The following is a 26,695-nucleotide window of genomic DNA, read 5'->3' as shown; positions in this document are numbered from 1 at the left end:
GCGATTCGCTCGTCGAACCGGACGAAGTCCACGCCGGTCACGCTATGCAGTCCCTTGGGTGACAGGTCATCGTCAGCGTGCTCTACCGCGTGGGGCCAAGGACTTCCGTTGAGGCCACCAGCTGACCTCACCGAGCAATGTGGCGATCGCGGGAACCGTGAGAGTGCGGACCACGAAGGTGTCCAAGAGTAGGCCGCAGCCGATGATGAGTCCGGCTTGGATCATGATCGCGACCGAACCGACCATAAGGCCGAACATGCTGGCCGCGAAGATAAGCCCGGCCGAAGTGATGACTGAGCCGGTGTTCGCGACCGTGCGCAGCACGCCGACGCGAACGTTGTGAGCAGATTCCTCGCGTAACCGCGAGATTAGCAGCATGTTGTAATCGGCGCCCACCGCGACCAAGATGATGAACGCTAAAAGCGGTACGGGCCATGCGATTTCCTTGCCTAGGCCGTATTGGAAGACGAGTGTGCCGATGCCCAGTGCGGCCCCGTAGTTGAGTACCACTGTACCGAGCAGATAGAGCGGGGCCACCAAGGCGCGTAGCAGAACGACGAGGATCAAACCGACGATGACGAGCGTGGCGATAGCCAGTAGGTGAAAGTCGGCCGACAGCAAGCGCTGGATATCGGAATTGACGGCGGGGAAGCCGGCCATCGAAATCCGTGCGTTGGCCAGCGAGGTGTTAGGGCGTGCGGCATCAGCAACGCGGGTGATCTTCTGCGCGAGATTCATCGCTTCGCTGCTGTAGGGGTTGTAACTGGATTCGATGGCAAAGCGCGCGGTCTTGCCGTCAGCAGACAGAAAGTGCTTCGCCACATCGGAGAACTGGCGATTCTCGAAGGCGTTAGCGGGCAGGTAAAAGCCGCTAGAGTTGTCCGAACCGGCGCTAGACCGCGCGGAATTCTGTAGCTGCGTGGCGATCTGACCCATGCCGGACAACATTTCGATGTTGCTGTCGGCGAGGGTGTGCACACCAGTAGCTAGGGCTTGTGCGCCCGACGCGAGCTGGCTGATGCCGTTTTGGAGGCGGCGGATGTTGCCGGCCATGTCGGCGGGGTCGCCGAGCGCTCCGAACGCGTTGTTCAGCGAGGTGACCGTGTTCTGCAGGTCTGCCATAGTGCCCCCCGCCGTATCGCCGCCCGGCTGGTACATGTCGCCGAGGTTGGCGAGCTGGTTGAAAAAGCCGCCATCGCGCAAGGTCACTAGAATCCGTACCTGGTCGCGGATCTGGGCACACTCGGGTGTGGTGGCACACCAAGGGGATGTATTGAGCGCATTAACCAACGGGTCGATGGTGGCGATCGCATTCTGGGCTTGTTGAGCTTCTTGGCGTAAGCCGGGCCCGCTTCGGATAGCTTGGTCGATGGTCGGTGTGGTAGCCGAAAGCTGCTGCAGCAGCGGGCGAAAGCGCTGAAATTGTGCCCCACTGGACTGGGCTTGGCTGAGGATCCCGGTCAGCGGAGTCAACGCCGCGCGAAGGGTAGTGTCAAGTTGCGCCAAGCCGCCCGCGAGTTGGTCGGCGCCACCGGTGAGTTTGGTGAGATCGGTCTTGTGGGCGTCTCCTTTGGCGACGGCATCGGCCATCTTGGTCCCGATCTGGCCGTTCTGCCAAGAAAGCTGCGCCTGGTCCAGTCGCGCACCGGTGGGCCGGGTGACGCCGGAAACTTTGGTGACACCCGGCAATTGCGACACGCGAGACGCCATTTCGTCAAGGTCGGCCAGGCCCTTACCGGTGCGCATATCGGTCGGTGATTCGACGACCATGAACTGCGTGATGACAATATCTTTGCGAAAGTGTCTGTCCAGCAGGTGATAACCCTCGTTGCTGGCGGTCGAGGGCGGCTGGCCTTGGCGGTCGTCGTAGCTCATGCGCATGGTCAGCGCCACAGCCGCTAGCCCTAACACGAGAGCCAGGCTGGCGGCCAGCAATGGGCCGGGCCGGCGAACTACGGCCACCGCGATCCAATTCCAGTAGCGGCGTGTGCGGTCGGCTTTGGGCTCGCCGATGCCGCGTTGCGCGGCCAGCGCCAACACCGGTGGGAACAACGTCACGGTGGCCGCGACTCCGACGAAGACGGCTATCGCGCACGCTGGGCCCAGCGCGCCAAAAACGCTCAGTTTTGCAAACACCATGGCCAAAAATGCAAACGCCACAGTGGCCGCGGAGGCCAGGATCACGCGTCCGATGGTGGCGGTTGCATTGATCACCGCGAGGTCGGCCGAGACCTCCTGGCGGCGTTGCTCGTGGTACCGGCTGATCAAAAACACCGAATAATCGGTGCCGGCACCCAACAGAATCGCCGTCATGAACGCGATGGTGAATTGCGATACCGGCATTCCCGCTTCGCCCAGCCCCGAGAGCACTCCACGCCCTACCCCCAGACTGACGCCGATAACCAACAGTGGCAGCAACGCGGTAAACAATGACCTGTAGATGACCAGCAAAATCAGCGCGATCAGCCCCGCGGTCACGACGGAGACGACAATCAAATCCTGCTCAGCCGAGTCAATTTGATCGCTGAACGTCGCGGGAGGGCCGGTTACGCGGACGGTCGTGGAGGTACCGCTAAACGAATTGGCGGCGATAGCGCGCACCGCTTGGACGGATTCGGCCGCTCGGGGATCGCCGAGCGTGCCCGCTATCCCGACCGGCAGATACCATGCCTTGCCGTCCTGGCTCACCGCCTGACCGGCAGTAACCGGGTCGGCCAACAGATCCTGAACCAGTCGCACATGCTTGGAATCGGCACGTAACCGCGAAACCATCGCGTTGTAACGCTGACGCACCGGCGCACTCAGGCCCGTCGGTTCCTCCACCGCGACAAAGACGGTCGTCTTGGACCCCTGCTCGCCGAATGCGATCCCCATCCGCTCAACGGTCTGGAGCGACGGCGCATCAGAGGGAATGAGGTTCACCGACTGCTGCTTTACGACTGTTTCCAATTGCGGAAACACCGCGGCCAGGACGCCGGCAGCCACCACCCACGCACCGATGACCAGCACCTTGTGCCGGATACTAAACCGCGCCACGCGGGCTAATCGATCGCTGTAAACGCCCTCACCAGCGGTGACCTTACGGAGTCTTTCCCGGACCGGCCGACTCAACGTCGCCACGCCCGACGAAACCCACCCGGTATCTACCATCCCCCGTCTCCACTACTGGAAAGAAACCAATGGTATCGCAACAGTACTATCGGTACCCTTTCATGGTGTCGGCGAAATTGCTACCGCCAGCCCGCCCACGCCGCGACGCCGCGTCGGCCCTTGCGCTCGACCTCGATGTCCTGTTGCCGGTTCCGTATCGGGTACGTCATTGCGTAATCCATTGGTATGCAGATTATTTGACGTTGGCCATGGGTCATCTCTGGCTGCTGACAATCTCACGAACGCCGTAGGCGAAATGCCAGCCGGGAACTGAGCCTGATCGGCTCATCGCGAACATGATCGTGCATTTCCCGACTCATCAGATCGTCGTCCAGGTACGAGCAAGAGCGAGGGGGATAGTGACGTGGACGAACGCGGCCCTGGTGGACCGGCGGCGCTGGGTGCAGCCGCTTGGCAATACCGCGACTGGCCAGCCGGATATCCCGAACCGCACGTCTCCAGAGGTGGGTTTTAGTCAGCGAAATCGGCACATTCATCAGGATTTGACGTCTTTCGTCCGTGAGGTCGCCGCGCGGAGGCAGAAGCTGGATTTTTCGATCGCCACGCGGCCGGCCGATTGGGGGCAGCGCCGTCGACTCCCCCGGGTCCCGAACCGCTCGACCGGTTGCCTGATCACCAATCCTCCTTCGGTGCTTGGCCTACACCGCCGAAGTGTACTAGTAGTATCGCTACGATACTACTAGTACCGTTCGTCGGATTGAACGACTTCCCCGATGCGATTCGCTGTAGGCCAGGTCCGTGGGGGGTTTACGGTGACTACGTGGAGCGTGACGCTGAAATCCCGATCGATGTCGATGTCGATGTCGATGTCGACGACGACGTCGATCCCCGCCGCCTTCGGTCACGGACCCGGTTGCTGGATGCGGCCACGAAACTCCTCAATGCCGGTGGCATCGAAGCCGTCACCATAGACGCGGTCACCAAAGCCTCCAAGGTCGCACGCACCACGCTGTATCGGCACTTCAGCAGCTCTACTCAGCTGCTGGCCGCAACATTTGAACGGTTGCTACCGCAGGTCACCCCACCACCTGCCACGGGAACATTACGCGACCAGCTGATCGAGCTGCTGAGCCGACAGGCGACCCTCTTTCAAGAGGCGCCGCTGCATGTCACCACGCTGGCCTGGGTCGCGCTCGGGCCAACACCGGACGGCACAGAGGAGACCTACGATCGCAACGCGCTGCGGACGCGGATCATCGACCATTATCGCCGGCCGTTCAACAGCCTTCTGGAAGGCCCTGAAGCCCGGGCCGATCTCGACGACTTCGATCTAGAACTGATTCTGTGCCAGCTCGTCGGCCCGGTGGCGTTCGCTCGACTCACCGGGCTGCGCGCAATCGATCGTCACGACTGTGAACGCATCGTCGATGATTTCCTCGCCGCGCACCGCCGCCCGACAGACAGACCCCCGTCGCGGCCCTCGGCCCGGAAATCCTCGTCCGGCACAAACCGTTCCAGGTAACGCGGCATAACCTTTGGGGGGCCTTCACATGGGCGGGTGCACCTTGGGAAACGCAATGACTGTGCGTCCGGATTGGGCTAACTGGCTGCGTAGTAGATCGTTTTCCAGGGTGAGCTGGTTGACGACGCGTACGAGGGCGGGGACATCTGTTCGGAGTTGTTTAAGCTCGCCATTCTTGTTGACGATGGTCTTGCGAAGCTTTGCAATGGTGTTACGAAGTCTTGTCTCCAGTTCTGATGGTCCGCCCTTTCCCCGTACCTGTTGGTAGAACTGGTTTTTCAGGTCGGTGTGGCGTTGGGTTAGGGCGTTGCGGGGTACGTCGGCTTCTTGTGCGAGGGCAACGATCGTCAGTGCACCGTTGGAACGCTGGGGTGTGCCGGCGAAGATGCGGTCCATGGCGGCGCGGATGCGGTCGCGTTCGTCGAGTGCAGCGGTCACATGGGCTCCTCGGTCAGGTGGTGTTTGTCTTCCCCGCTCGAGGTGACGCGCGTGTTGTCGTGGGTGTCGGCGTAGTGGCGGAGTTTTGCGGCGTTGGCGCGCAGCCGTTCACCGATCGGTTGGGGGGTGTGGGTGGCCTGTTGTTCGAGCTGGTCGGCGCGGGTGCGTAGCTGGGCGGCGTGCCGATCGGTGCGTATGACGTTGCCGCAGCGGGGATCGCAAGCTTCCAGCTTGGGGGCATCTTTGATGCCGTCGCGTTGGCATAGGGCCCGGTCTGGCTTGTAGCGGCACAGCAGTAACGCTTGCGGGTTGTCGTAGATCATCAGGTCAGGGTTGGCGACGAGCCGGCGAGCGGTTTTCGCGGTGATCGTTGTCCCGCTGAATGTGGGTGCGTGTGCCGCAATTTTGATGGCGTCGCGGGCCGCTGGGCCCGAGACTCCACCGCCGTCGTTGAGGTGGTCTCGAAGTTCGGCGACGGTGTCGGCTACGGCGCGTACGGTTTCGATGTCGAGCAGGTCGTGGATACCGTCGCGGCCGCGCGAGGCGTAGCGTCCGGAGACGACGGCCGAACGCATATGCCCGTATTGGATGGCCAGTGCGACGTGTCCATTTGGTCGCCGGGCGATGTGCCAGGCGAGGGATCGGCGGAAGCGTTTGAGCCCGATTCTGCCGTGCGGGTCGGGCGGGATTGTCTCGCTGGCCAGGTTGTGTCGTGCGGCTTGAGTGTTGGCCCAGTCAACGAAATCATCGATCCTGGAACGCATCGACCTATGGACCATTGAACCCGTCGCGGTGGGTTGGTTGTATCTATCGTGGGCCGATGAGTCGAACAGAAGCCCCCCGTCGGGAACCATTTTCTCCAGAACGCGAATGGCGTTGACGACGGGGGTGATTGCCACCCACGGCGCGTCGCGGTCCGTCCCGGCGGAGAGATGGTTGCCGTGTTCGTCGACCGCGCTTTTGTATTCGCGGCCGCGGATCAAGTGTCGCCCGACTGTGCCCGCGGCGTCAGGCTCGGGGTCAGGGCAACAACCCGTTGTCAGACCAAGTACTTCGCTGGGGCGCATCCCGGTGAGATAGGCACACACGATGAATGCCGCCGTACCGAGATGGCGCCACAAGGGCCACGCTTCCACGTAGTCGATGTCGTCGCGCCAGGGCTTTCCGTCGATGCGGCCGGTGATCGGGATGCCAAGCGGACAGCCCGACAGGCGTTGCGTCGCGGCCGCCAGCAGTTGGTCGCGGCGCGGATATTCCTTCATCTGCGACTTCGCAGCGCCGACGCGACCGCAAATGTAGGCGGCCACGAACGTGACCCGGTCCCCTTCGATATGAACGGGCAACGGATCACCGGACTCAAGAAGGGCATCAAGGTAGGCGCACAATGCCCGTCGGCCCTCGGGACGCGCACTGTCGGGTATCGCATTGAGCAGACGCGCATGCTCGGCGTGCGCGCGAAGGATGTCGTCGCCTAGGTCGTTGACCACGCGCATGGCCCAGACAAGGAGCGGCCCGAGCGTTTCCTCAGCTAACGGCGCAGCGGCATTCTCATTACCCAACGGGATTGGCCTTGGCAGATAGTCGTCGACTCCGGTGGTTTCCCACGGAGGTTGCCCAAGACCGGTTGGGGCGGGGCTGATTTGGTCGAGCGCCCACAATCGAGTCAGTGCGACCAGGCGCCGAAGCGCGCTGGAGCGGACTTCGGCCTTGGTCGCCAGCAGATACCGACCGTAGCCATCAAGGGTGGTGGTGTCGCAATCGGCCAGCCCCCGGACGCCGCGACTGTCGAGCCATTGGGCCAGTTCTAGCCAGTGACGCACTATGGTAATGAGCGTCGAGACCGCCGGGCGCGTTCGCATCCTGGTACCGCGGCTGCGGACAAAAGTGGGGCGCAGCTCGCCATTGATAAGACACCAGACAGCAAGGCGCAGTTCGTTCTCGAACGCTGCGGGGCAGTTTCTCCAGTGGATCTTGGGCCGTACCGCCGAAGGGTTTTCTGTCAGAGCAGCAAGCGACCACACAGGATCCCCGTAGTACGGGTTGAGGTGGGCGTGAATAGGTTTGACCAGATCTGGTGCCACCACCGGGCTACGCGGCCCAGGCATCAGCAACAAGTACGGATCATCTTGCGCCGCAGTGCTCATGTGTCGAGCACTCCCACCAGCAGATGATCGACCAGACCGCGGTCAGTATCGGTCAGTTGTGACAGCGCTTGCTCCCAGAGCGGATCGCCAAGACGTGTTTTGAGGTCTTCAAGGCGGCCATGGTGTTCGGCCCAATCGCGACGCCACGTCTTGGAGGGAAGGACCGAGCGCAGATTCGTTAAAGCCTGATGCAAATGCGCCAGTCGAGCGTGGTGTCCGGGATGGACGTGCGCGTTGGGGCAGGCCAGACACATCAAAAACGAAGCTGTGCAGCCGTCTTCGGGTGAGGTTGCGAACGGGCTTGACGCAGGGTCGGCGCAATCGGCTGTCGCTGTCTCAACATCGCCCGCTGCCGGCCGGTCGCGCAATTCGGCGACCAGAACCCCCTTTTGAGCACGACCCAACGCATCCTCAGCACCCGCGGCTATCACCTCGACGGCTTCGGCCTGAACACGCTTGTCCACCAAGGCATAACTACGATCGAAGGTCTGCTCAGAGTGTTGCGTGGGCTCACGGCGGCCCAGGGCGACAACCGTTCTGCGACCGCGACGAAATGGCGAACCGGTCAACCCTTGAGCTTGCGCCCACAGTGATGCGTCAAAAGACGACACCCCGAAACGGAAATCCCCGACAGGAGGATGACGGTCCCCGCGCACCCACACATGACCGCGGTTGCCGGTGCGCCACACGATGAGCCGGTCAGTTCCCGGAGCCATCTGTTCGACCAACGCGCGAGCAAAACGGGTCGCCCGCAAGGCCTGCGTGATCAACCGCCCGGCCGAGGCGGCACCGTCATCGGTGAAGTTCCTGGATTCGTGATACCGCCCAGCGCCGCGTCGCGGCTTTTCCAAAGCCACCCGATACGTCGGCCGACCATCGTGGCCAGCATCAGGTGATGCCTTAGGCACCGCCAGCCCGTCGATGACCGACAAGTTCCACCCGTATTCGGCCATCATCAGCACCCCCAGCGCTGCCGCCTCCATCCTGGACAAAAACAGCCGCTGCCACGTCACCTCTGCCCTGGTGCCACCCAGCGGTCCGTGATATCGCTTTTTGAGCAGATGCGCTCCCTCTTTGGGTCTGGCGTTCTTCATCGTGTACTCGGGCATGGACCCGGTATCGGCGAGAACGCTCAACGCGTGCCCGACCAGCCAATCCGGGCTGTCTTCGACGAATTCCCCTTGCTGCCAACGGTGCAAGTGCCGAGCATTATGTTCGATGCGCGCTAACGCGGCGCGGAAGGTCCGTCGGGCCGCGACCTTGATGAGCTGAAACTCGTCGTGGCTGTATGACTGTGTGGCGCTTTGCGCTCGCCTGAAGCGGCGCACAAGTTCGTCGGCCACCGGCCCGCACTGCAGTCGCGGATCCTCGTGCAACAGCAGCGCGACCTCAGTGAAGGGGCGTTTGTCGTTGAGCATGACCACGCTATTGCGCCACCGTCTGACCATGGCGGCGCTGAGATCATCGAGATCGCGCACGTGCTCTGGTTGCTCGACGAGGAATTCGGCGAACCGCACGATTTGTCGCCACATGCCGCGCGAGGTCCTATGCGTGGTCCAGGTTTGTGGCACGCAGCGGCGGGCGAACAACGCCGCTAACGATCGCTGCAAAGCTTCGTCAACCGGCAACGTGGCGAAGTCATATTCCTTGACCCGGCCCGCAGCGTTGCAGTGGAAAACAACCAAGCCCTGCGGTGCCAGCGCCTTGGGTCGACGGTGATCGGAAGGCGGAAGCACTGCGGGCCGGCCACGCACATTCATGTGCCGCCGCCTGCCCAACCGAAGTCATCAACGTCTTGAATGCCTTCCGATTCCCGGGCAATACGCGCGAATACGGCATCCAGCTCAGGCATGGGCGCTGGCACCGGATCGACAGCATCTGCCAGCATCGAGCGCAGTTGCAGATCAGCTACCGGTGCGAGGTAACGCTCAACGGTGGTTTCCCGGGAAGCGTGACCGAGGAGATTTTGCACCATGAACCACGGATCGCCGTAGAGATGGCGGAAGTCCCGACGATCCTCAGGTGTCAGCCCATACCGTTGATCCATCAAAGAATTCAGCACGACCAGCATGTAGAGGGCAAAGCTGTGCCGTGCGGAATGCGGTGTGGCATAAGGCGCATACACCTTGTGCGGATCCAACCCGAGCCGCTGCCGCGGAGTCAGGACCGTATCGCATCGGCGATTAGCCGCGGTGAAAACACCGTCCCACGAATGCACCTGAAACGGCAGTCCCTGCTCATTCAGCCACAGCCACAACGGCTCAAGCCCATGTTCGCCTTCAACAAACAGGGTAATTCGCTCATTGACGGTCAGGCTGTTCAATTCACGTCGCACGATGGAGCCATCCGGGCACCGCCATACCACCAGCGGGCTAAGACCGCGGGTTATCTCAGTGACAACACGCCGCTCCACCAGGCGTTCATAGCGCCGCGCCTGCTGCGCGCCGCGGACCGCGAGCGCGCGGGAGGAATCGCAGTAAGTCTCCACCTCAGCGACAGCATCAGCGGCAGCGTAGAACGTTCTCGGTTTCTTCGCCCTGGTGACCTCGGCGGCGATCCGTCCTCGACAGTAGCGGCTCGTATCCCCGCGACGGGCCGGGACTTCAACTGTCAGAAGGGAACCACCCTCGGCTCGTCGAAGACCCGATGTCACCATCAGCCGCACATAAGCGACGTTGCGGTCCTCTAAACGTCCACCCCAACCGCGGTCAAGCACACCGTCGCAGGTATAGCCGCGTAGCCCGACATCAATCCACCGCCGCCAGCTGCGAGGCGTAAGCCAGTGCACATTACTGCGGCGCACATCCTTCGCCCGTGCCGCGGGCACCGTGACCGCCGCGCCATCACGAGCGATCACACGCTTCATCGCTACGGGACTACGCGGAACATGCCGGTGTTCGGAAGCCCAAGCGTAAAAGCTTGCCAACGCTGACAATTCACGATCCCACTTCGCCCCGCCGATACGGCGAGGATTGTGCTCGGCGAACCGACGCCAATGCTCATAGTCCTCGACATCATCACGGGTCGCTTCCCACCAACCCACCTTCTTTGCCCACAGAAAGGTCAAAAATAAGCGCAGGTCGGTCACATGGTTGCGCCGTGTCTCAGCGGTGTAACCGCGAAAGACTCTCGTCTGGGCATACGCGGACAGCCGCGCGTCGACTCGGCGCTCCGGTGACAAAAAGATAGGGTCACCCGGCCGAACCCCAACCGATTCTTCGCGATTCGCGAGATTAACCCAGCCGGCTAACAGCCGCGGTCGCACACCCTGAGCTGAGGATGCACCCGGAACCCAGAAAACTCGCCAGCCCACCAAGCGAAACCCTCCCGCGACTGGTTTGCTGACCAGCCACCGCGCCATCCCCAGACTGCACTCAAAAAAACCCTGAACCTAGTCGACACGCCGACTCGGCAGGGAAGGGCAGCGCGGCGATGAGCGCGCCGGGGCGGGAAAGCTCGAAGTCGGGTTGTGGATGCGTGGTCATGAGCACCAACGCTGACGGCCGCCACCGTCGGCCGGTGCTCGCGCGCGCCGGCGCGGCAACCCAGCTGTGGATGAACCCGGCACTGTGAGTTGTGCTGCTCTACTGTTTAGCCCATGGGCTCGGCGCAAGAGTACGACATGGTGGTCATCGGTTCGGGGCCCGGCGGGCAGAAGGCCGCCATCGCCTCGGCCAAGCTCGGCAAGTCGGTCGCCATCGTCGAACGCGGCCAGATGATCGGCGGCGTCTGCGTCCAGACCGGCACCATCCCGTCAAAGACGTTGCGCGAGGCGGTCCTTTACCTCACCGGGATGAGCCAGCGCGAACTCTACGGCGCGAGCTATCGGGTCAAGGAGAAGATCACCCCGGCCGATCTGCTGGCCCGCACCCAGCACGTGATCGGCAAGGAAGTCGACGTGGTGCGCAACCAGCTGATGCGCAACCGGATCGACCTGCTGATCGGCCACGGGCGGTTCGTCGACCCGCACACCATCGAGGTCGAAGACCCGTCGCGGCGCGAAAAGGTAACCATCAGTGGCAAATACATCGTCATCGCCACCGGAACGCGGCCGGCGCGGCCGTCCGGCGTCGAGTTCGACGAGGAGCGCGTGCTCGACTCCGACGGCATCCTCGACCTCAAGACGCTGCCGGCCTCGATGGTGGTCGTCGGCGCCGGGGTCATCGGCATCGAGTACGCCTCGATGTTCGCCGCGCTGGGCACCAAGGTCACCGTGGTGGAAAAGCGCGGTGACATGCTGGACTTCTGCGACCCCGAGGTGGTCGAGGCCCTGAAGTTCCACCTGCGCGACCTGGCGGTGACGTTCCGGTTCGGCGAGGAGGTGACCGCGGTCGACGTCGGCTCGGCGGGCACCGTCACCACCTTGGCCAGCGGCAAGCAGATCCCGGCCGAGACGGTGATGTACTCGGCCGGTCGGCAGGGCCAGACCGACCATCTCGACCTGCACCACGCCGAGCTGGAGGCCGACAACCGCGGCCGGATCTTCGTTGACGACTATTTCCAGACGAAGGTGCCGCACATCTACGCCGTCGGGGACGTGATCGGTTTCCCCGCGCTGGCCGCGACCTCGATGGAGCAGGGGCGGCTGGCCGCCTACCACGCGTTCGGGGAAGCGTGCGACGGCATCACCGAGCTGCAGCCGATCGGCATCTATTCGATCCCCGAGGTCTCCTACGTCGGGGCCACCGAGGTGGAGCTGACCAAGGACGCGGTCCCCTACGAGGTCGGGGTGGCCCGGTACCGGGAGCTGGCCCGCGGCCAGATCGCCGGGGACTCCTACGGGATGCTCAAGCTGCTGGTGTCCACCGAGGACCTGAAACTGCTCGGCGTGCACATCTTCGGCACCAGCGCCACCGAGATGGTGCACATCGGGCAGGCGGTGATGGGGTGCGGGGGCACGGTGGACTACCTGGTGGACGCCGTGTTCAACTACCCCACGTTTTCCGAGGCCTACAAGGTGGCCGCGCTCGACGTGATGAACAAGGTGCGCGCGCTCAATCAGTTCCGCCGCTAGGCCAGATGGTGGCGACCGCTGCGCCCGGCTCCGACATATGGTGGCGACCGCTGCGCCCGGCCACGGCCGCGCTGGCGGTCGCCATAGCTAACAGGCGTCCTGCAGGTCGCCGGGGACGGGGTCGCCCGGCCCACCGACTTCGGCGCGGGCCAGCAGCTCCGCGGTCTGGGCGTCGAACGGCGCCGAATACGAGATGTCCGGCGCGCACCCGCCGCGCTCGAGACCGCCGATCAGCCCGGTGAGCGTGGTGCCGCTGACCCACGGAGCGCCGCTGGTGCCGTCCACCAGACCTTCGCACGCGAGCGCGGGGAACCCGCTGTCGCTGACCGAGGTGCTGCCCTGGCACCCGATGGGCTCGCCGCCCACGCCGACCGGATAACCCAGCACGGTGACGCGACTGCCCGGTGGGGGCGTCACGCCCAGCGTCAGCGCCAGACCCGCGCGGGACTCGACGCTGGTGCCGGTGTCGTTGCTGACTCGCGCGATCGCGTAGTCGGCATGCGGATCCTTGCTGGCGACCCAGCGCGGATCGAGGTAGACCGCGTCGGCCTTCCACACGTCGGTGGGAGCGGGCGCGGCGTCGCCGGCGAAACCGGGAACGAAGGTGATCAGCGACGCCCCGGCCAGACAATGCGCCGCGGTCATGATCAGGTCCCCGCCCTTGGAATGCACCACCGAACCGGTGCAAACGTGGAGCGGCCCACCGTCGATGAAGATCGCCCCGATCCGCCGGTCCGGCTCCACCGGACCCGCGACCGCCTTCTGCTCGGGCTGGCTGAGCCGCTGCACGGGGCCGCCGGTCCGCGGCGCCGACACCGGGGCGCCCGACACCTGCTCGACGGGCCGATGACACGACGTCAGCGACGTCGCCACCCCCACCACCGAGCAGAGCACCAGGATCGGTATGCGCATCGCCTTCATCATGCCCGACGCCGCGGCGGCGAGCCGACTTCCGCGCGACGCCGTGCGCCACGGGGTTTGCTGACGCCGCGGAGGGGACCCCCGATAGGGTCTCACCGGATTACGCCTGAGAATTATCGCGTTCCACGGTGCGAACGCCGGAACCGAGTTCGCTGTTCTATCCGGGTGCCGCCTGATTCAGGGGACACTTGGTAGGGCACCCTGAAGGGACCCCCGAGAGGAGGCGATCGAAGATGGATCACCATCGAGACCCAGGTGACCAGTACCAGCAGGGCCAGCCCGGCATGTACGAGCTGGAGCTGCCCGCGCCGCAGTTGTCGACGTCCGACGGCCGCGGCCCCGTACTGGTGCACGCCCTGGAGGGCTTTTCCGACGCCGGTCACGCCATCCGGCTGGCGGCCTCGCATCTCAAGGCCGTGCTGGACACCGAGCTGGTCGCGTCCTTCGCGATCGACGAATTGCTGGACTACCGCTCGCGGCGGCCGCTGATGACCTTCAAGACCGATCACTTCACCAACTATGACGACCCGGAGCTGAGCCTCTACGCGTTGCGCGACACCGTCGGCACCCCGTTCCTGTTGCTGGCCGGCATGGAGCCCGATCTCAAGTGGGAGCGCTTCATCACCGCGGTCCGCCTGCTGGCCGAGCGGCTCAACGTGCGCCAGACCATCGGCCTGGGCACCGTCCCGATGGCCGTTCCGCACACGCGGCCGACCACGATGACCGCGCACTCCAACAACCCGGAGCTGATCGCCAATTTCCAGCCGTGGATCGCCGAGATCCAAGTCCCGGGCAGCGCGTCCAACCTGCTCGAGTACCGGATGGCCCAGCACGGCCATGAGGTGGTCGGCTTCACCGTGCACGTCCCCCACTACCTCACCCAGACCGATTACCCGGCCGCCGCGCAGGCGTTGCTCGAGCAGGTCGCCAAGACCGCGTCGCTGGAGCTGCCGCTGACCGCGTTGACCGAAGCCGCGGAGGTGATCCGGGCCAAGATCGACGAGCAGGTCGAGGCGAGCGCAGAGGTCGCTCAGGTGGTGGCGGCGCTGGAGCGCCAGTACGATGCCTTCATCGACGCTCAGGAGAACAGATCGTTACTGTCGCGCGACGAGGATCTGCCGAGCGGCGACGAGCTGGGCGCGGAGTTCGAGCGATTTCTCGCCCAGCAGGCGGAGAAGAAGTTCGACGACGACGATCAGGCCTGACCCTCTGCCGAACACCCAGCCACACCGCCCTTAGCCCGGCCCGACAGCAAGGTTGGCCCTATGACCGAGCGGAAGCGCAAGAACAGGCTCCGCCCGGTGCGCGAAGTGACCGCACCCACACTCGAGTTTCGCACCATCCACGGTTACCGGCGCGCCTACCGCATCGCGGGCTCCGGGCCGGCGATCCTGCTGATCCACGGCATCGGCGACAACTCCACCACGTGGAATGCCGTGCAGGCCAAGCTCGCCCAGCGCTTCACGGTCATCGCCCCGGACCTGCTGGGTCACGGCCGATCCGACAAGCCGCGCGCCGACTACTCGATCGCCGCATACGCCAACGGGATGCGGGACCTGCTCAGCGTGCTCGACATCGAACGGGCCACCATCGTCGGTCATTCGCTGGGCGGCGGTGTGGCCATGCAATTCGCCTACCAGTTCCCGCATTTGGTGGAGCGGCTGATCCTGGTGGGCGCCGGCGGCGTGACCAAGGACGTCAACTTCGTCTTGCGGTGGGCTTCGCTGCCGATGGGCAGCGAAGCCATCGCCCTGCTGCGATTGCCCCTGGTGCTGCCGGCGGTCCAGGTCGTGGGCCGGGTCCTGGGCGCCGCGCTGGGCAGCACCGGCCTGGGCCGTGACCTGCCCAACGTGCTGCGGATCCTCGATGACCTGCCGGAACCGACGGCGTCGGCGGCATTCAGCCGAACCCTGCGGGCGGTGGTGGACTGGCGCGGGCAGATCGTCACCATGCTCGACCGATGTTATTTGACCGAAGCCATCCCGGTGCAGATCGTCTGGGGCACCAAGGATGTGGTGGTCCCGGTCCGGCACGCGTGGATGGCCCACGCCGCGATGCCCGGTTCGCGGCTCGAGATCTTCGAGGGCTCCGGCCACTTTCCCTTTCACGACGACCCCGCGCGCTTCATCGAGGTCGTCGAGCGCTTCATGGATTCGACCGCGCCCGCCGAATACGATCAGGCCGCGCTGCGCGGGTTGCTGCGCACCGGTGGTGGCGAGCGGGCCGTGAGCGGCCCGGCGCCCACGCGCGTCGCCGTGCTGAACGCCATGGGGTCCGACGAACGCAGCGCCACCTGATTCCACCTTGATCGAGGCGGCGCGGTTCGGGGTCGTACAGTCGGGCCATGGGTATCGACGTCACGGTGTTGCGGGTGTTCACCGACGCGGACGGCAATTTCGGCAATCCGCTCGGCGTGGTGGATGCCGCTGAGGTCGGGGTCGCGGACCGGCAACGGGTGGCGACCCAATTGGGCTACAGCGAAACGGTTTTCGTTGACCGTCCGGCCGCGGGCTCCGCGACCGCGCACGCCACCATTTACACGCCCCGGACCGAGTTGCCGTTCGCCGGGCACCCGACGGTCGGCGCCTCGTGGTGGCTGCGGGAGAACGGTCGGCCGGTCAACACGTTGCAGATACCGGCGGGGATCGTGCAGGTGGGCTACGACGAACACCACACCCGCATCAGCGCCCGCGCGGAATGGGCGCCCGAGTTCGCGTTGCACGAATTCGGTTCGGCCGACGACGTTCTCGCCGCCGACCCGACGGACTTCCCCGACGACACGGCGCACTACCTGTGGGCCTGGACCGACCGGGCCGCCGGGGCGCTGCGGGTGCGCATGTTCGCCGCCAACCTCGGTGTGGCCGAAGACGAGGCGACCGGTTCGGCCGCGATGCGCATCACCGACTACCTGAGCCAAAACCTGCGGATCACCCAGGGCAACGGCTCGGTCATCGAAACCACCTGGAGCGCCGAGGGCTGGGTCGCGGTGGCCGGGCGGGTGGTCAACGACGGTGTGCGACAGCTGGACTGACCGGGGCCGCCGGCGGTCGCACGCTCAGCGCTGCCGGTGCAACACCGCGGCCAGGTGGTCCTGCAGCGGCTGGCCGACCGCACCCATCTGCACCGTGTAGGACAGCTCATCGCCGTCGATGCGGAAGCAACGCCCCAGTCCCGTCACCTCTTTGGCGGTAGGCGTGAGGCCGACCGTCGTGGTGGACATCTGCATGTCGATGAGGTCGCCGGTGACCGAATAGGTGCCGACCTCGATCTCGGTGATGCCGCTCGGGTGGGCCAGCACCAGCTCGACGTGGCCCGGCTGCGGCACGCGAAGGTATCCCGTCTCGGCGTGTAGCGGCTTGCCGTCGGCGACCGCCTTGGTTTTCTGGGCGTAGGCCAAAAAGGGTTTGCCCACATGGGCGAACGTGACTTCTTCGAGGTAGTCGAACGGCGGGATCGTCGGGTACTTGCCCGCGCCCTGGCCGACCCACGTGCCGAGGAGCGGGGCCAGGGCCGCCAGGTCGGGATGCAACTCAGGGGGCATGCACCGAGCCTAGCGGGCCGCCCGGCGGGATCCGTCAGCCCGGCGTGGCCACTCCGCGGTGCTCGCGCAGCGCCTGGATCTCGCGCTCGAAGTCGTCGGCGGACTCGAAGGAGCGGTACACGGACGCGAACCGCAGGTACGCCACCTCGTCGAGATCGCGCAGCGGCCCGAGGATGGCCAGGCCGACCTCGTGGCTGGGGACCTCCGGGGAGGCCACGGCGCGCACGGTGTCTTCGACCTGCTGGGCCAGCAGATTCAGCGCGTCGTCGTCCACCTGCCGGCCCTGGCAGGCCCGGCGGACTCCGCTGATGACCTTTTCCCGGCTGAAGGGCTCGGTGACGCCGCTGCGCTTGACCACCGCCAGGACCGCGGTTTCCACGGTGGTGAAACGCTTTCCGCATTCGGGGCACGATCGGCGACGCCGGATGGCCTGCCCCTCGTCGGTTTCGCGCGAGTCGATCACCCGGGAATCGGGATGACGGCAGAAGGGACAGTGCATGACCGCTCCTTCACCGTGCCGACAACCGGGTACCGCAGAACTTTGAGCGTACCCGTGCGCTGACCTGCACGGCTAACGGAGCCGCCGTCCCCGTGGCGGCACCACGCGGGCCGCACACCTCACGGGCCGGAACCGTTGGGACACAACGACCGTCAGCCGATCGGGGCGATCAGCGTTTGGCCGGCAACCAGCGTCGGCGAGTTCAGGTCGTTGAGCTCACGGATGCGATCGGCCACCGCGGCGGCCGGCGCGTCGGGGGCCACGCGGTGAGCGACATCCTGCAGCGACTCCCCCGCGTCGACCCGCACGACGGCGAGCCGGTTCGGGACGGGGGCGGCCGAATTCGTCGAGTCGCCGTTGAGCGCCTGCCCCACGTTCGCGACCAGGCCCAGCCACAGCGTGATCGCCCCGGCGGCGAGTGCCAGACCAACCGTCGTCGCCCAGGTGACGGCGCGCCTGCGGTGCGGAGCGACAGAGATCGCGACCCCGGTGCCGTAGTAGCGCGTCGGGGCGCCCGCGGGCCGCGACGGCACGGGGCGCCGCGAGCGGGCCAGGCCGTCCCTGCCGTACCGAACGCCCTGAACCGGTCCGTTGACCGGGCGCCGAAGACTGCTGGTGCGCGGCGCAAGCGTGTGGATGACTGTCATCTGCGTTCCTCCGGTCAACTAGCTCTCGCTCGTGTGTTCGACTCTAATCGCTTGTGTGTTCGAAACCCGAACATTTGAGCGAAGCGTGTCGCACGAGCAAGACGCTAGATCACACCACCGACAACCCCGTCGGCCTCTACCACTGTCACGAGGCACAAATACCCGGTCTCGGCAAGAGTTACACATTTGTGATTCGGCCGATGGCGGCGCTTTTCCGGCCCGGGACGCCCGGCGACACGCCAGTCGAACACATGTTTGATTCTTGTCGGCGATGCGGCTACATTCAGTGCCATGGGCGACAGCAACGACACTTCCCCGAACACCGGCCCGGCCGCGGCGGACGGCCGGCTGCACTCCGTGGACTCCGCGCTGACCGAGCGGCAGCGCACCATTTTGAATGTCATTCGCGCCTCGGTGACCAGCCGCGGCTATCCCCCGAGCATCCGGGAGATCGGCGACGCCGTCGGGCTGACGTCGACGTCCTCGGTGGCGCACCAGCTGCGCACGCTGGAACGCAAGGGGTATTTGCGCCGCGACCCCAACCGCCCCCGGGCGGTCGATGTCCGCGGCGCCGACGACGACGTGGCCGCGCCCGCCACCGAGGTGGCCGGGTCGGATGCGTTGCCAGAGCCCACATTCGTCCCGGTTCTCGGGCGGATCGCGGCCGGTGGACCCATCCTGGCCGAGGAAGCCGTCGAAGACGTGTTCCCGCTGCCGCGCGAGCTGGTCGGCGAGGGCACGCTGTTCCTGCTCAAAGTGGTGGGCGACTCGATGGTGGAGGCCGCGATCTGCGACGGCGACTGGGTGGTCGTGCGCCAGCAGAACGTCGCCGACAACGGCGACATCGTCGCGGCGATGCTGGACGGCGAGGCCACCGTCAAGACGTTCAAGCGCGCCGGCGGTCAGGTGTGGCTGATGCCGCACAACCCGGCGTTCGACCCCATCCCGGGCAACGACGCGACCGTGCTGGGCAAGGTCGTCACGGTGATCCGCAAGGTCTAGCGGCCGGCGGCCCCGCTAGTCGGCCCGGGTGAAGCCGTTGGCCAGCGCGACCTCTTCGCTGGACAACCAGATCTCGGGCAGCGTGTCCTGGTACAGGTCGCTGCCGGGCGTGTAATACAGGCCGTACCGGGCGCTCGCCTTGATCGGGTAGCCGTCGGGCGCCTGGTACGGGTCGTCGAGTGGCAGGTGGATGGTCGGGCGCCCGTCCGGGCCCGCCAGCCCGTTCTCCGAGCCCTCCTCGGCGTCGTCCGCGGCGGCGTGCCGACCGCCGGATCGCTGCGCGGCGACGAAGGCCCCGGCCGCGCCTGCGCCGACCGCCCCGGCCTCGGCGGCCCCGGACACGTCGGGCTCCGCGGCGACATCGTCCTCGGGTTCGACTTCCGCCTCAGGGACCGCGACGTCGGGATACTCATCCTCGGGCGCGGCGGTTTCCAGGGCACCGGTGACGGCGTCGGCATCCGGCGGCGTGTGCGCAACGGCGACGTCGGGATACTCGTCGTCGGCGTACTCGTCCTCCGGATAGCCGGCGTCGGCGTAGTCGGCGTCGACGTAGGCGGCATCGTCGGCGGTCTCGGCCTCGGCGACCTCGGGAACGGCGTCGGTGTAGTCGGTGTAATCGGCCTCGGCATCGGGATAGTCGGCCTCCGCCAGCATCTCCTCCGAGACGACGGGGATGGAGTCGGTGTCGATCGCGTCGGGGTCTTCCTGCTCGACGCCGTAGTCGCTCTCCGACGGCGCCTGACGCTGCCAGCTGACCCGCGCGGTGGCCGCGGCATCGGTCGGCTGCTCGGGTTCGCGCGGCCCGCCCGGCGCGAAATGCTCGGTCGCGAGGTCGGGGTCCTCCGGGCCCCAGGGCGCGTCATACCCCTGGTCGGGCGCATACCCGGCGGCGCCGTCCGCGCCGGAGCGGCGCCGGCGCCATCCGAACAGCGCCCACGCCACCACCACCAGCAGCACCAGGACCGGAATGGCGGCCAGCCACCACCACGAATGCCAGCCGAACTTGTTGGCGTGTGACGGCATGGCCGAACTGCTCGGCTGGTTCTGGCCCGAGACCTGAAGGCCGCTCAACAACGGCGCCAGGTTGGCCGGGTCGGTGCTGAACGTGTTCTTCGCCCGGTTCCACGAGATCTTGCCGCCGGTGAACTGCTGCGAGATCACGTCACCGTCCACGGCCTGGTCGCCGACGGGCGCCCCCAGTTTGCCGGCCGGACCGCGCAGTTTGTCCCAGGCGGCCTTCATCGCCCCGCGCACGACGAACGCGCCGTGCTCGGCGGTCCGGAAGATCACCGGTTTGTCGGCGGCCGAGAAGGTGCAGATCCGGCTGGACGGGCCGATGCCGCCGTCGGTTTCGTTGGTGACCGGGAATCCGAGGCCGCTGCCGACGGGCCCGCCGAGCGACTCGTATTTGGCCAGGATGTCGGTCTCGAGCGCGTTCGCGCCGGTCGCCGGGGTGAAGAACACCTTGCCGCCGGCGAAGTTCTGGACGATGCCGTCACCGCCGATCGGGGTCTGCCCGCCCTGCTTGGCACCCAGCGGTCCGTTGGGTCCCCCGGCCGCCCGCCACGCCATGTTGATGGCCGCGGTGGGATCGATCGCCACCTGCAGGCCCTTCAACTGGTCGGCCAGCCCCGGCGGTTCGGTGGTGAACTGCTTGGTCTGCCGGTTCCACGAAACCTGGCCGCCGCTGAACTTCTGCGAGGACACCTCGCCGTTGTAGGTCTCGTCGCCGACCGGAACACCGAGCACCCCGCCCGAGCTGCCCAGCTTGTCCCAGGCGGAGTTGATGGCGCCGCGCACCACGTACGGGCCGTGCTCGGGCGTCCAGAAAATCACCGGCTTGTCGGTGGCCGAGAAGGTGATCACCCGGCTGTCGGGGCCCGCCAGGCCCGGCACTTCGCTGATGGCCGGGAAACCCAGATCGCTACCGGCCGGCCCGCCCAGCATCTCGTATTTCTCGAGGATGGGCCCGTAGGCGAATTTGGCCCCGGTGGCCGGGGTGAAGAACATTTTGCCGCCGTCGAAGTCCAGGGCGAACCCCTCCCCGGCGGGGTACACGTCACCCTTGCGGGGGCCGAGCGGGGACGTGTCGCCGCCGGCCTTCTCCCACGCGGCCATCATCGCCGCTTCGGCGTCACCTATCGGGCTCGCGGCGGCGACGGGCGCCAGCAGTACGGCGGCTAGTGCTGTGGTCGTCAGGCTGACCAGCGCGCTTCCGATCAGCTTGCGCATGTGACCTCTATGCACCTTCACCAAGCCTTCCAGCCTCCGGATACGGCTCTATCTGCGGCTATGCCCTTACCTGCATAACCGGCGAAACGGGCCGTTCTTCCGCGGGGAATGGACCCGCTCACGATCCGCCTTATCGCCGGGCTCGCATAACTTTGCTCCAGCCAACAAGAAATGCGAAGTCAAATCACGAATTTTACAAAAAGGGATACCACACCGATGTCGAAATGATGCCGGGCCACGGCCGAATCGCGACCATCCATGCGTCGGCGCATATCGCGCCCAAAGCCGGCCGGGATTTCATCAATCGAGCGCGGCCACCGCGGCCCGCGGGGCGTTCGCCGACTGGACGACGATCCGTTAAACGAAAAGCTATACGCCGAGGCTGCGGCCGATGATTTCCTTCATGATTTCGGTCGTGCCGCCGTAGATGGTTTGCACCCGGGCGTCCAGATAGGCACGGGCGACCGGGTATTCGCGCATGTAACCGTAGCCGCCGTGCAGCTGCAGGCAGCGGTCGATCAGGTGCACCTGCTTCTCGGTGCAGTACCACTTGGCCATTGCGGCCTGCTCGGCGGTCAGCTTGTGGTCCAGGTGCAGGCGAACGAATTCGTCGACCATCATGCGCACCACGGTCGCCTCGGTCGCCAGCTCGGCGAGCACGAAGCGGCTGTTCTGGAAGCTGCCGATCGGCTTGCCAAAAGCCTTGCGCTCCTTGGTGTATTGCAGCGTCTGCTCCAGCACATGCTCCATCGCCGCGGCGGCCATGATAGCGATCGAGATCCGCTCCTGGGGCAGGTTCTGCATGAGGTAGATGAACCCCATGCCCTCTTGGCCCAGCAGGTTCTCGGCCGGCACCTTCACGTCGGTGAACGACAGCTCGGCCGTGTCCTGCGCGTCGAGCCCGATCTTGTCCAGGTGCCGTCCGCGCTCGAAGCCTTCCATCCCACGCTCGACGGCGAGCAGGGAGAAGCCCTGGGCGCCCTTGTCCGGATCGGTCTGCGCGACGACGATGACCAGGTCGGAGTTGATCCCGTTGGTGATGAACGTCTTTGAACCGTTGAGCACGTAGTGGTCGCCCTGCTTGACCGCGCGGGTCTTGATGCCCTGCAGGTCGCTGCCGGTGCCCGGCTCGGTCATCGCGATCGCCGTAATCAGTTCTCCGGTGCAGAATTTCGGCAGCCAGCGCTGCTTTTGCTCCTCGGTCGCCAGCGCCAACAGGTACGGCGCCACGATGTCGTTGTGCAGGCCGAAACCGATGCCGCTGTAGCGACCGGCGGTGGTCTCCTCGGTGATGATCGTGTTGTACCGGAAATCCGGGTTACCCCCGCCGCCGTACTCCTCGGGCACCGCCATGCCCAGGAAGCCCTGCTTGCCGGCCTCGAGCCACACGCCGCGGTCGACGATCTTCGCCTTCTCCCACTCGTCGTGGTACGGCGCGACGTGGCGCTCGAGGAAGGCCCGGTAGGACTCGCGGAACAGGTCGTGCTCTGGCTCGAAAAGAGTGCGCTGGTATTTGATGGCGCTGCTCATGGAATAGACCTCCGGCGACGGTGATTTCTGCAGCCCAACATATACCAACCGGACGGTTGGTCGGCAGCTGGCGGGTCGGCGCCGGCGGTGCGCTGGGGAATCGGCCGCTACGGCCGACGGCTCAGCGGGCGGCGAACTCGCGCAGCCGGCCGGCCAAGGCGACCGGGACCCGGGCCTTGATCCGGGTGCCCTCGGCGTCGTGCTCCTCGTGCTGGACGCGCCCGTCGGCGTGCAGGCGGGCCACCAGGTCCCCGCGGTGATACGGGATCACCACGTCCACGGCCGTGTCGGCGGGCACGGCCAGCTCGGCGATGCGGCGGCGCAGGGCGTCGATGCCCTCGCCGGTGCGCGCGGAGACGAACACCGCGCCCGGCAGCGCGTGGCGGAGCTTGGCCAACGCCAAATCGCTTGCGGCGTCGACCTTGTTCACCACCAGCAGCTCGGGCGGGGGCGCGCCGTCATGGTCGGCGATGACGTCGGTGACCACCTGTCGGACCGCATTGATCTGCGCCAGCGGGTTGACGTCGGAGCCGTCGACGACGTGCACCAGCAGGTCGGCGTCGACGACCTCCTCCAGGGTGGAGCGGAAGGCCTCGACGAGCTGGGTGGGCAGGTGCCGGACGAACCCGACGGTGTCGGTGAGCACGAACGAACGTCCTTCGTCGAACTCGGCGCGCCGCGTGGTGGGCTCCAGGGTGGCGAACAACGCGTCCTGCACCAGCACCCCGGCGCCGGTCAGCGCGTTGAGCAGGCTGGACTTGCCGGCGTTGGTGTAGCCGACGATGGCGATCGACGGCACGTCGCTGTGCAACCGGCGGCTGCGCTGGGTGTCGCGGACCTGCTTCATGTCCTTGATCTCGCGGCGCAGCTTCGCCATCCGCTCGCGGATGCGCCGCCGGTCGGTCTCGATCTTGGTCTCACCGGGACCGCGCAGGCCCACGCCTCCCCCACTGCCGCCGGCGCGGCCACCGGCCTGCCGCGACATCGACTCACCCCAACCGCGCAGCCGCGGCAGCATGTATTCCATCTGGGCCAGCGACACCTGCGCCTTGCCCTCCCGGCTCGTGGCGTGCTGGGCGAAGATGTCCAGGATCAGCGCGGTGCGGTCGATGACCTTGACCTTCACCGCCTTCTCCAGCGCGGTCAGCTGAGCCGGGGACAGCTCACCGTCGCAGATGACGGTGTCGGCGCCGGTCGCCAGCACCACCTCGCGCAGTTCGGCGGCCTTACCCGAGCCGATGTAGGTCGACGGGTCGGGCTTGTCGCGGCGCTGGATGAGCCCTTCGAGCACCTGGGAGCCGGCCGTTTCGGCGAGGGCGGCCAGCTCGGCCATGCTGGCCTGGCTGTCGGCGGCGGTGCCGTCGGTCCACACGCCCACCAGGACGACCCGCTCCAGCCGAAGCTGGCGGTATTCGACCTCGGTGACGTCGGCGAGCTCGGTGGACAGGCCGGCGACGCGGCGCAGCGCCGACCGATCCTCGAGGGCGAGTTCGCCCGTGCTGGGCTCCGTGACCGCGTGATCGCGAAATTCGGGATGTGTCATAGGCAATAAGAGATGATGCACGCAAAGTCGGTGGCGTGCATCTGATTTAACGCTACTGTTCGCGCCACCATTCCTCGCTGATTTCTCCGTGGGCCACCAGTACCGACGGCCCCCGCAGGTAGCTGGTGGCGTCGGTGATGGTGACGACGACCTCGCCGCCCGGCACCCGGACGGTCAGCGTGCCGGTGTCCGCCCCGGTGCCGGCCAGCGCGGCGACCGCGGCCGCGACCGTTCCGGTGCCACACGAGCGTGTTTCGCCGACCCCCCGCTCGTGGACGCGCATGTGCACCGCCCCGGCGTCCGGTGCGGTGAGGATCTCAACGTTCACCCCGTCCGGGAATTGGGCGGGGTCGAAACTGACCGGCGCGGCCACGTCCAGCGCGGCCAGCGCGTCGACGGTCAGGCCGGGGTCGACGCAGGCCAAGTGGGGATTGCCCACATCGATCGCCACGCCGGAAAACCGCCGCCCGCCCAGGACGGCGTCGCCCGGGCCGAGCGTGTTGGCCTTGCCCATGTCGACGCTGATGTCGGCGGTGGTCCCGTCGACGCGATGCACGCTGACCGCCCGGGGGCCGGCCAGCGACCCGACGACGAAATCGTCGCGGTCCTCCAGCCCGCTCGCGCGCAGGTAGTGGGCGAAGACCCGCACGCCGTTGCCGCACATTTGGGCGATGGACCCGTCGGCGTTGCGGTAGTCCATGTACCAGTCGTCGGCGGCCACGCCGTCGGGCAACCGGTCCAGCACGCCGGCCGCGGCGGCGGCGCCGGCCGTGGTGACCCTCAGCACCCCGTCGGCGCCCAGCCCGCGTCGCCGGTCGCAGAGGGCGGCCACCCGGGACCCGGTCAGGCTCAGCTCGGCCGCCGGGTCGGGCAGCACCACGAAGTCGTTCTGGGTGCCGTGGCCCTTTGCGAATTTCACCAGTTCAGGATACGTGCCGCCACGCGCGTACCGCGCCGTCGACGAGCCCGGCGCGATCGTCGGCGTTGAGCCACTGCACCCGGTGGTCGCGCCGGAACCACGAGCGCTGCCGTCGCACGTAGCGGCGGGTGCCCACGAACGTCTGCTCCCTGGCCTCGCGGAGTCGATCCGGGCCGCCACCGTCGTCGAGCGCCGCGATCACCTGCGCGTAGCCCAGGGCTCGCGAGGCGGTGACCCCGTTGCGCAGGCCGTGCTCGAGCAGGGCGGTGACCTCCCCGACCAGGCCCTGGTCGAACATGGCGTCGGTCCGCTTGGCCAGCCGGTCATCGAGAATCGTTGTGTCACAGTCCAATCCGATGATGGCGGTGTCCCATCGCGGGGCGCCGATCCGGGGCGCGGAGGCGGCGAACGGCCGGCCGGTCAGTTCCACCACTTCCAGGGCCCGCACCGTGCGGCGCGCGTCGGTGGGCAGGATCGATGCGGCCGCGGCGGGGTCGCGACGGGCCAGCTCCGCGTGCAGCTCCCCCACCCCGACCTCGCCCAGCCGCCGCTCCCAGCGTGCGCGCACGGCGGGATCGGTGGCGGGAAACGACCAGTCGTCGAGGAGTGACTGGATGTAGAGCATGGAGCCGCCCACGATGATGGGCACCGCGCCGGCGGCCGCGATCGCCTCGATGTCCGCGGCGGCGGCTTGCTGATAGCGGGCGACGGTCGCGGTCTCGGTGACGTCGAGGACGTCGAGCTGGTGATGCGGAATGCCGCGGCGCGCGTCGACGGCCAACTTGGCGGTGCCGATGTCCATGCCCCGATACAGCTGCATCGCATCGGCGTTCACGATCTGTGCGCCCAGCCGCTCCGCGATGTCGAGGGCCAGCTGCGACTTGCCCGTTCCGGTGGGACCGATGATGGCCAGTGGTCGCACGGCCACCGTCACAGCTGCCAGGCGCCGGCGAAGTATCCCACCCCGTAGGGCGCCCCCCGGTACAGCTCCTTGGCGGATCGGGGCCCCGGCTCGGCCAGGCCGGCCAGCACCTGAAAGGCGACCCGCCCCAGGATCTGGGGCGGCAGGCGGGTCAGCGCCGCCACGTCGCCGTCGGCGAGCGCGTCGTTCAGGGCCTCTTGCGCGGGCGCGTTGTCCGGGTGGTGTCCGCCGGGGGCGGACGGGGTCAAGGTGTTGGCGCCGTCGGCGACGACCAGCACTCCGATCGGCTCGGGCAGCCGGTCGATCTCGGTTCGCAGTTCGCGCCCGCGGCGAAGCGCCGCGGTGGCGCCGTGGTCGCCGCGGTAGACGCGGACCCGCGCGCTGGCCTGCGGCTGCGCCCGGCCGCGCACCCAGCCGCCCAGCAGCGCGCACACCGGGAGTGCAAGTGGCTCGGGCTCGTCGCCGTCCTGCGGTGACAACCGGACACGCACGTCAACTCCGAAACCCGCGAACGTGCCCGCGGCGTCGGGACCGAATTCCTCGTCGGCGGGGCCGGTCCCGATGATCACCCAGCGTTCGGGCAGCAACGCGGCCGCCGCGAGCGTCGCCGCGACCAGATCGGCCACCTCGGCGGCGGCCGCCCCGGCAAGCTCGGGAACAAGCACCGGCGCCGACGGGACGATGGCAATGGCGCTCAGCACGCCACCAAA

At 66.6% G+C, this 26,695-nt stretch carries 21 protein-coding genes; 6 read left to right on the top strand and 15 right to left on the bottom strand.

The window, feature by feature from the left end; translation table 11 throughout:
* Positions 1-72: 72 nt before the first annotated feature.
* Positions 73-3,150, bottom strand: a complete 3,078-nt coding sequence (locus QGN30_RS10950; protein ID WP_023870469.1) for an MMPL/RND family transporter — start codon at positions 3,148-3,150, stop codon at positions 73-75.
* A gap of 781 nt (positions 3,151-3,931) precedes the next feature.
* Here QGN30_RS10950 and QGN30_RS10945 point away from each other — a divergent pair.
* Positions 3,932-4,633 (top strand): TetR/AcrR family transcriptional regulator, encoded by a 702-nt coding sequence (locus tag QGN30_RS10945; protein WP_023870470.1) that lies wholly within the window; start codon positions 3,932-3,934, stop codon positions 4,631-4,633.
* Between the two features lie 24 nt (positions 4,634-4,657).
* On the opposite strand, the gene QGN30_RS10940 is transcribed toward QGN30_RS10945, so the two are convergent.
* Genes QGN30_RS10940 through QGN30_RS10925 form a run of 4 tightly spaced genes read right to left on the bottom strand, consistent with a single transcriptional unit; the run spans position 4,658 to position 10,303 of the window.
* On the bottom strand, positions 4,658-5,071 hold the full coding sequence (locus tag QGN30_RS10940) for a hypothetical protein (protein ID WP_036473482.1): 414 nt from the start codon (positions 5,069-5,071) through the stop codon (positions 4,658-4,660).
* A complete protein-coding gene (locus QGN30_RS10935) occupies positions 5,068-7,215 on the bottom strand; it encodes an integrase (protein ID WP_023870471.1) in 2,148 nt (715 codons plus the stop codon). Before QGN30_RS10935 ends, QGN30_RS10940 begins: the two co-directional genes overlap by 4 nt.
* A complete protein-coding gene (locus tag QGN30_RS10930) occupies positions 7,212-8,975 on the bottom strand; it encodes a hypothetical protein (protein ID WP_064892910.1) in 1,764 nt (587 codons plus the stop codon). The genes QGN30_RS10935 and QGN30_RS10930 overlap by 4 nt, the downstream gene beginning before the upstream one ends.
* Complete coding sequence (locus tag QGN30_RS10925) at positions 8,972-10,303, bottom strand: integrase (protein ID WP_081284062.1); 1,332 nt, start codon at positions 10,301-10,303, stop codon at positions 8,972-8,974. The genes QGN30_RS10930 and QGN30_RS10925 overlap by 4 nt, the downstream gene beginning before the upstream one ends.
* 510 nt (positions 10,304-10,813) lie before the next feature.
* On the opposite strand from QGN30_RS10925, the gene sthA reads away from it, so the two are divergent.
* Complete coding sequence (sthA, locus tag QGN30_RS10920) at positions 10,814-12,229, top strand: Si-specific NAD(P)(+) transhydrogenase (protein ID WP_009954997.1); 1,416 nt, start codon at positions 10,814-10,816, stop codon at positions 12,227-12,229.
* An 87-nt stretch (positions 12,230-12,316) separates the two neighbouring features.
* Here the strand turns inward: sthA and QGN30_RS10915 are convergent, their stop codons facing one another.
* Positions 12,317-13,153 carry a trypsin-like serine peptidase gene (locus tag QGN30_RS10915; RefSeq protein ID WP_201368014.1) on the bottom strand — a complete coding sequence of 279 codons (837 nt, stop codon included), beginning with the start codon at positions 13,151-13,153 and terminating at the stop codon, positions 12,317-12,319.
* Positions 13,154-13,383: 230 nt separating this feature from the next.
* On the opposite strand from QGN30_RS10915, the gene QGN30_RS10910 reads away from it, so the two are divergent.
* The 3 genes from QGN30_RS10910 to QGN30_RS10900 are packed head-to-tail and all read left to right on the top strand — an operon-like array spanning position 13,384 to position 16,181.
* Positions 13,384-14,355 (top strand): proteasome assembly chaperone family protein, encoded by a 972-nt coding sequence (locus QGN30_RS10910; RefSeq protein WP_008258561.1) that lies wholly within the window; start codon positions 13,384-13,386, stop codon positions 14,353-14,355.
* 60 nt (positions 14,356-14,415) lie between these two features.
* Positions 14,416-15,447 (top strand): alpha/beta fold hydrolase, encoded by a 1,032-nt coding sequence (locus QGN30_RS10905; RefSeq protein ID WP_008258562.1) that lies wholly within the window; start codon positions 14,416-14,418, stop codon positions 15,445-15,447.
* 47 nt (positions 15,448-15,494) lie between these two features.
* Positions 15,495-16,181, top strand: a complete 687-nt coding sequence (locus tag QGN30_RS10900; protein ID WP_038536878.1) for a PhzF family phenazine biosynthesis protein — start codon at positions 15,495-15,497, stop codon at positions 16,179-16,181.
* Positions 16,182-16,205: 24 nt separating this feature from the next.
* On the opposite strand, the gene QGN30_RS10895 is transcribed toward QGN30_RS10900, so the two are convergent.
* From QGN30_RS10895 to QGN30_RS10885, 3 genes are all read right to left on the bottom strand, one after another.
* Positions 16,206-16,691, bottom strand: coding sequence for a peroxynitrite isomerase (locus QGN30_RS10895; RefSeq protein WP_009955003.1), 486 nt, complete (start codon positions 16,689-16,691; stop codon positions 16,206-16,208).
* Between the two features lie 34 nt (positions 16,692-16,725).
* The gene (gene nrdR / locus QGN30_RS10890; RefSeq protein WP_008258565.1) at positions 16,726-17,190 is read right to left on the bottom strand and encodes a transcriptional regulator NrdR; all 465 of its coding nucleotides are present in this window, start codon (positions 17,188-17,190) and stop codon (positions 16,726-16,728) included.
* Positions 17,191-17,342: 152 nt separating this feature from the next.
* The gene (locus QGN30_RS10885) at positions 17,343-17,837 is read right to left on the bottom strand and encodes a LysM peptidoglycan-binding domain-containing protein (protein WP_009955005.1); all 495 of its coding nucleotides are present in this window, start codon (positions 17,835-17,837) and stop codon (positions 17,343-17,345) included.
* Between the two features lie 291 nt (positions 17,838-18,128).
* On the opposite strand from QGN30_RS10885, the gene lexA reads away from it, so the two are divergent.
* A complete protein-coding gene (gene lexA / locus QGN30_RS10880) occupies positions 18,129-18,839 on the top strand; it encodes a transcriptional repressor LexA (RefSeq protein ID WP_008258568.1) in 711 nt (236 codons plus the stop codon).
* Between the two features lie 15 nt (positions 18,840-18,854).
* Here the strand turns inward: lexA and QGN30_RS10875 are convergent, their stop codons facing one another.
* The 6 genes from QGN30_RS10875 to QGN30_RS10850 form a co-directional block, all read right to left on the bottom strand.
* Positions 18,855-21,071, bottom strand: coding sequence for an LGFP repeat-containing protein (locus tag QGN30_RS10875; protein ID WP_064893019.1), 2,217 nt, complete (start codon positions 21,069-21,071; stop codon positions 18,855-18,857).
* Between the two features lie 369 nt (positions 21,072-21,440).
* Positions 21,441-22,601 (bottom strand): acyl-CoA dehydrogenase family protein, encoded by a 1,161-nt coding sequence (locus QGN30_RS10870; protein WP_064893022.1) that lies wholly within the window; start codon positions 22,599-22,601, stop codon positions 21,441-21,443.
* A gap of 121 nt (positions 22,602-22,722) precedes the next feature.
* Positions 22,723-24,144, bottom strand: a complete 1,422-nt coding sequence (gene hflX / locus QGN30_RS10865) for a GTPase HflX (RefSeq protein ID WP_014380603.1) — start codon at positions 24,142-24,144, stop codon at positions 22,723-22,725.
* A 52-nt stretch (positions 24,145-24,196) separates the two neighbouring features.
* Complete coding sequence (gene dapF, locus QGN30_RS10860) at positions 24,197-25,063, bottom strand: diaminopimelate epimerase (RefSeq protein ID WP_014380604.1); 867 nt, start codon at positions 25,061-25,063, stop codon at positions 24,197-24,199.
* A 4-nt stretch (positions 25,064-25,067) separates the two neighbouring features.
* Complete coding sequence (gene miaA, locus QGN30_RS10855) at positions 25,068-25,985, bottom strand: tRNA (adenosine(37)-N6)-dimethylallyltransferase MiaA (protein WP_326567306.1); 918 nt, start codon at positions 25,983-25,985, stop codon at positions 25,068-25,070.
* An 8-nt stretch (positions 25,986-25,993) separates the two neighbouring features.
* The gene (locus QGN30_RS10850; RefSeq protein ID WP_014382926.1) at positions 25,994-26,686 is read right to left on the bottom strand and encodes a hypothetical protein; all 693 of its coding nucleotides are present in this window, start codon (positions 26,684-26,686) and stop codon (positions 25,994-25,996) included.
* Positions 26,687-26,695: the final 9 nt, after the last annotated feature.

Origin of the sequence: Mycobacterium sp. 3-98 (assembly GCF_035918355.1) — a bacterium.
GTDB lineage: Bacteria > Actinomycetota > Actinomycetes > Mycobacteriales > Mycobacteriaceae > Mycobacterium > Mycobacterium intracellulare.
Note: the sequence above shows the minus strand (reverse complement) of the source record. Positions and strands in the feature narration are given on the sequence as shown.

What these genes read in the sequence shown, in the direction of transcription:
- QGN30_RS10950 (WP_023870469.1), bottom strand. Translation starts at nt 3,150, where the DNA reads ATGGTAGATACCGGGTGGGTTTCGTCGGGCGTGGCGACGTTGAGTCGG.
- QGN30_RS10935 (WP_023870471.1), bottom strand. Translation starts at nt 7,215, where the DNA reads ATGAGCACTGCGGCGCAAGATGATCCGTACTTGTTGCTGATGCCTGGG.
- QGN30_RS10930 (WP_064892910.1), bottom strand. Translation starts at nt 8,975, where the DNA reads ATGAATGTGCGTGGCCGGCCCGCAGTGCTTCCGCCTTCCGATCACCGT.
- sthA (WP_009954997.1), top strand. Translation starts at nt 10,814, where the DNA reads ATGGGCTCGGCGCAAGAGTACGACATGGTGGTCATCGGTTCGGGGCCC.
- QGN30_RS10915 (WP_201368014.1), bottom strand. Translation starts at nt 13,153, where the DNA reads ATGATGAAGGCGATGCGCATACCGATCCTGGTGCTCTGCTCGGTGGTG.
- QGN30_RS10910 (WP_008258561.1), top strand. Translation starts at nt 13,384, where the DNA reads ATGGATCACCATCGAGACCCAGGTGACCAGTACCAGCAGGGCCAGCCC.
- QGN30_RS10905 (WP_008258562.1), top strand. Translation starts at nt 14,416, where the DNA reads ATGACCGAGCGGAAGCGCAAGAACAGGCTCCGCCCGGTGCGCGAAGTG.
- QGN30_RS10900 (WP_038536878.1), top strand. Translation starts at nt 15,495, where the DNA reads ATGGGTATCGACGTCACGGTGTTGCGGGTGTTCACCGACGCGGACGGC.
- QGN30_RS10895 (WP_009955003.1), bottom strand. Translation starts at nt 16,691, where the DNA reads ATGCCCCCTGAGTTGCATCCCGACCTGGCGGCCCTGGCCCCGCTCCTC.
- nrdR (WP_008258565.1), bottom strand. Translation starts at nt 17,190, where the DNA reads ATGCACTGTCCCTTCTGCCGTCATCCCGATTCCCGGGTGATCGACTCG.
- QGN30_RS10885 (WP_009955005.1), bottom strand. Translation starts at nt 17,837, where the DNA reads ATGACAGTCATCCACACGCTTGCGCCGCGCACCAGCAGTCTTCGGCGC.
- lexA (WP_008258568.1), top strand. Translation starts at nt 18,129, where the DNA reads ATGGGCGACAGCAACGACACTTCCCCGAACACCGGCCCGGCCGCGGCG.
- QGN30_RS10875 (WP_064893019.1), bottom strand. Translation starts at nt 21,071, where the DNA reads ATGCGCAAGCTGATCGGAAGCGCGCTGGTCAGCCTGACGACCACAGCA.
- QGN30_RS10870 (WP_064893022.1), bottom strand. Translation starts at nt 22,601, where the DNA reads ATGAGCAGCGCCATCAAATACCAGCGCACTCTTTTCGAGCCAGAGCAC.
- hflX (WP_014380603.1), bottom strand. Translation starts at nt 24,144, where the DNA reads ATGACACATCCCGAATTTCGCGATCACGCGGTCACGGAGCCCAGCACG.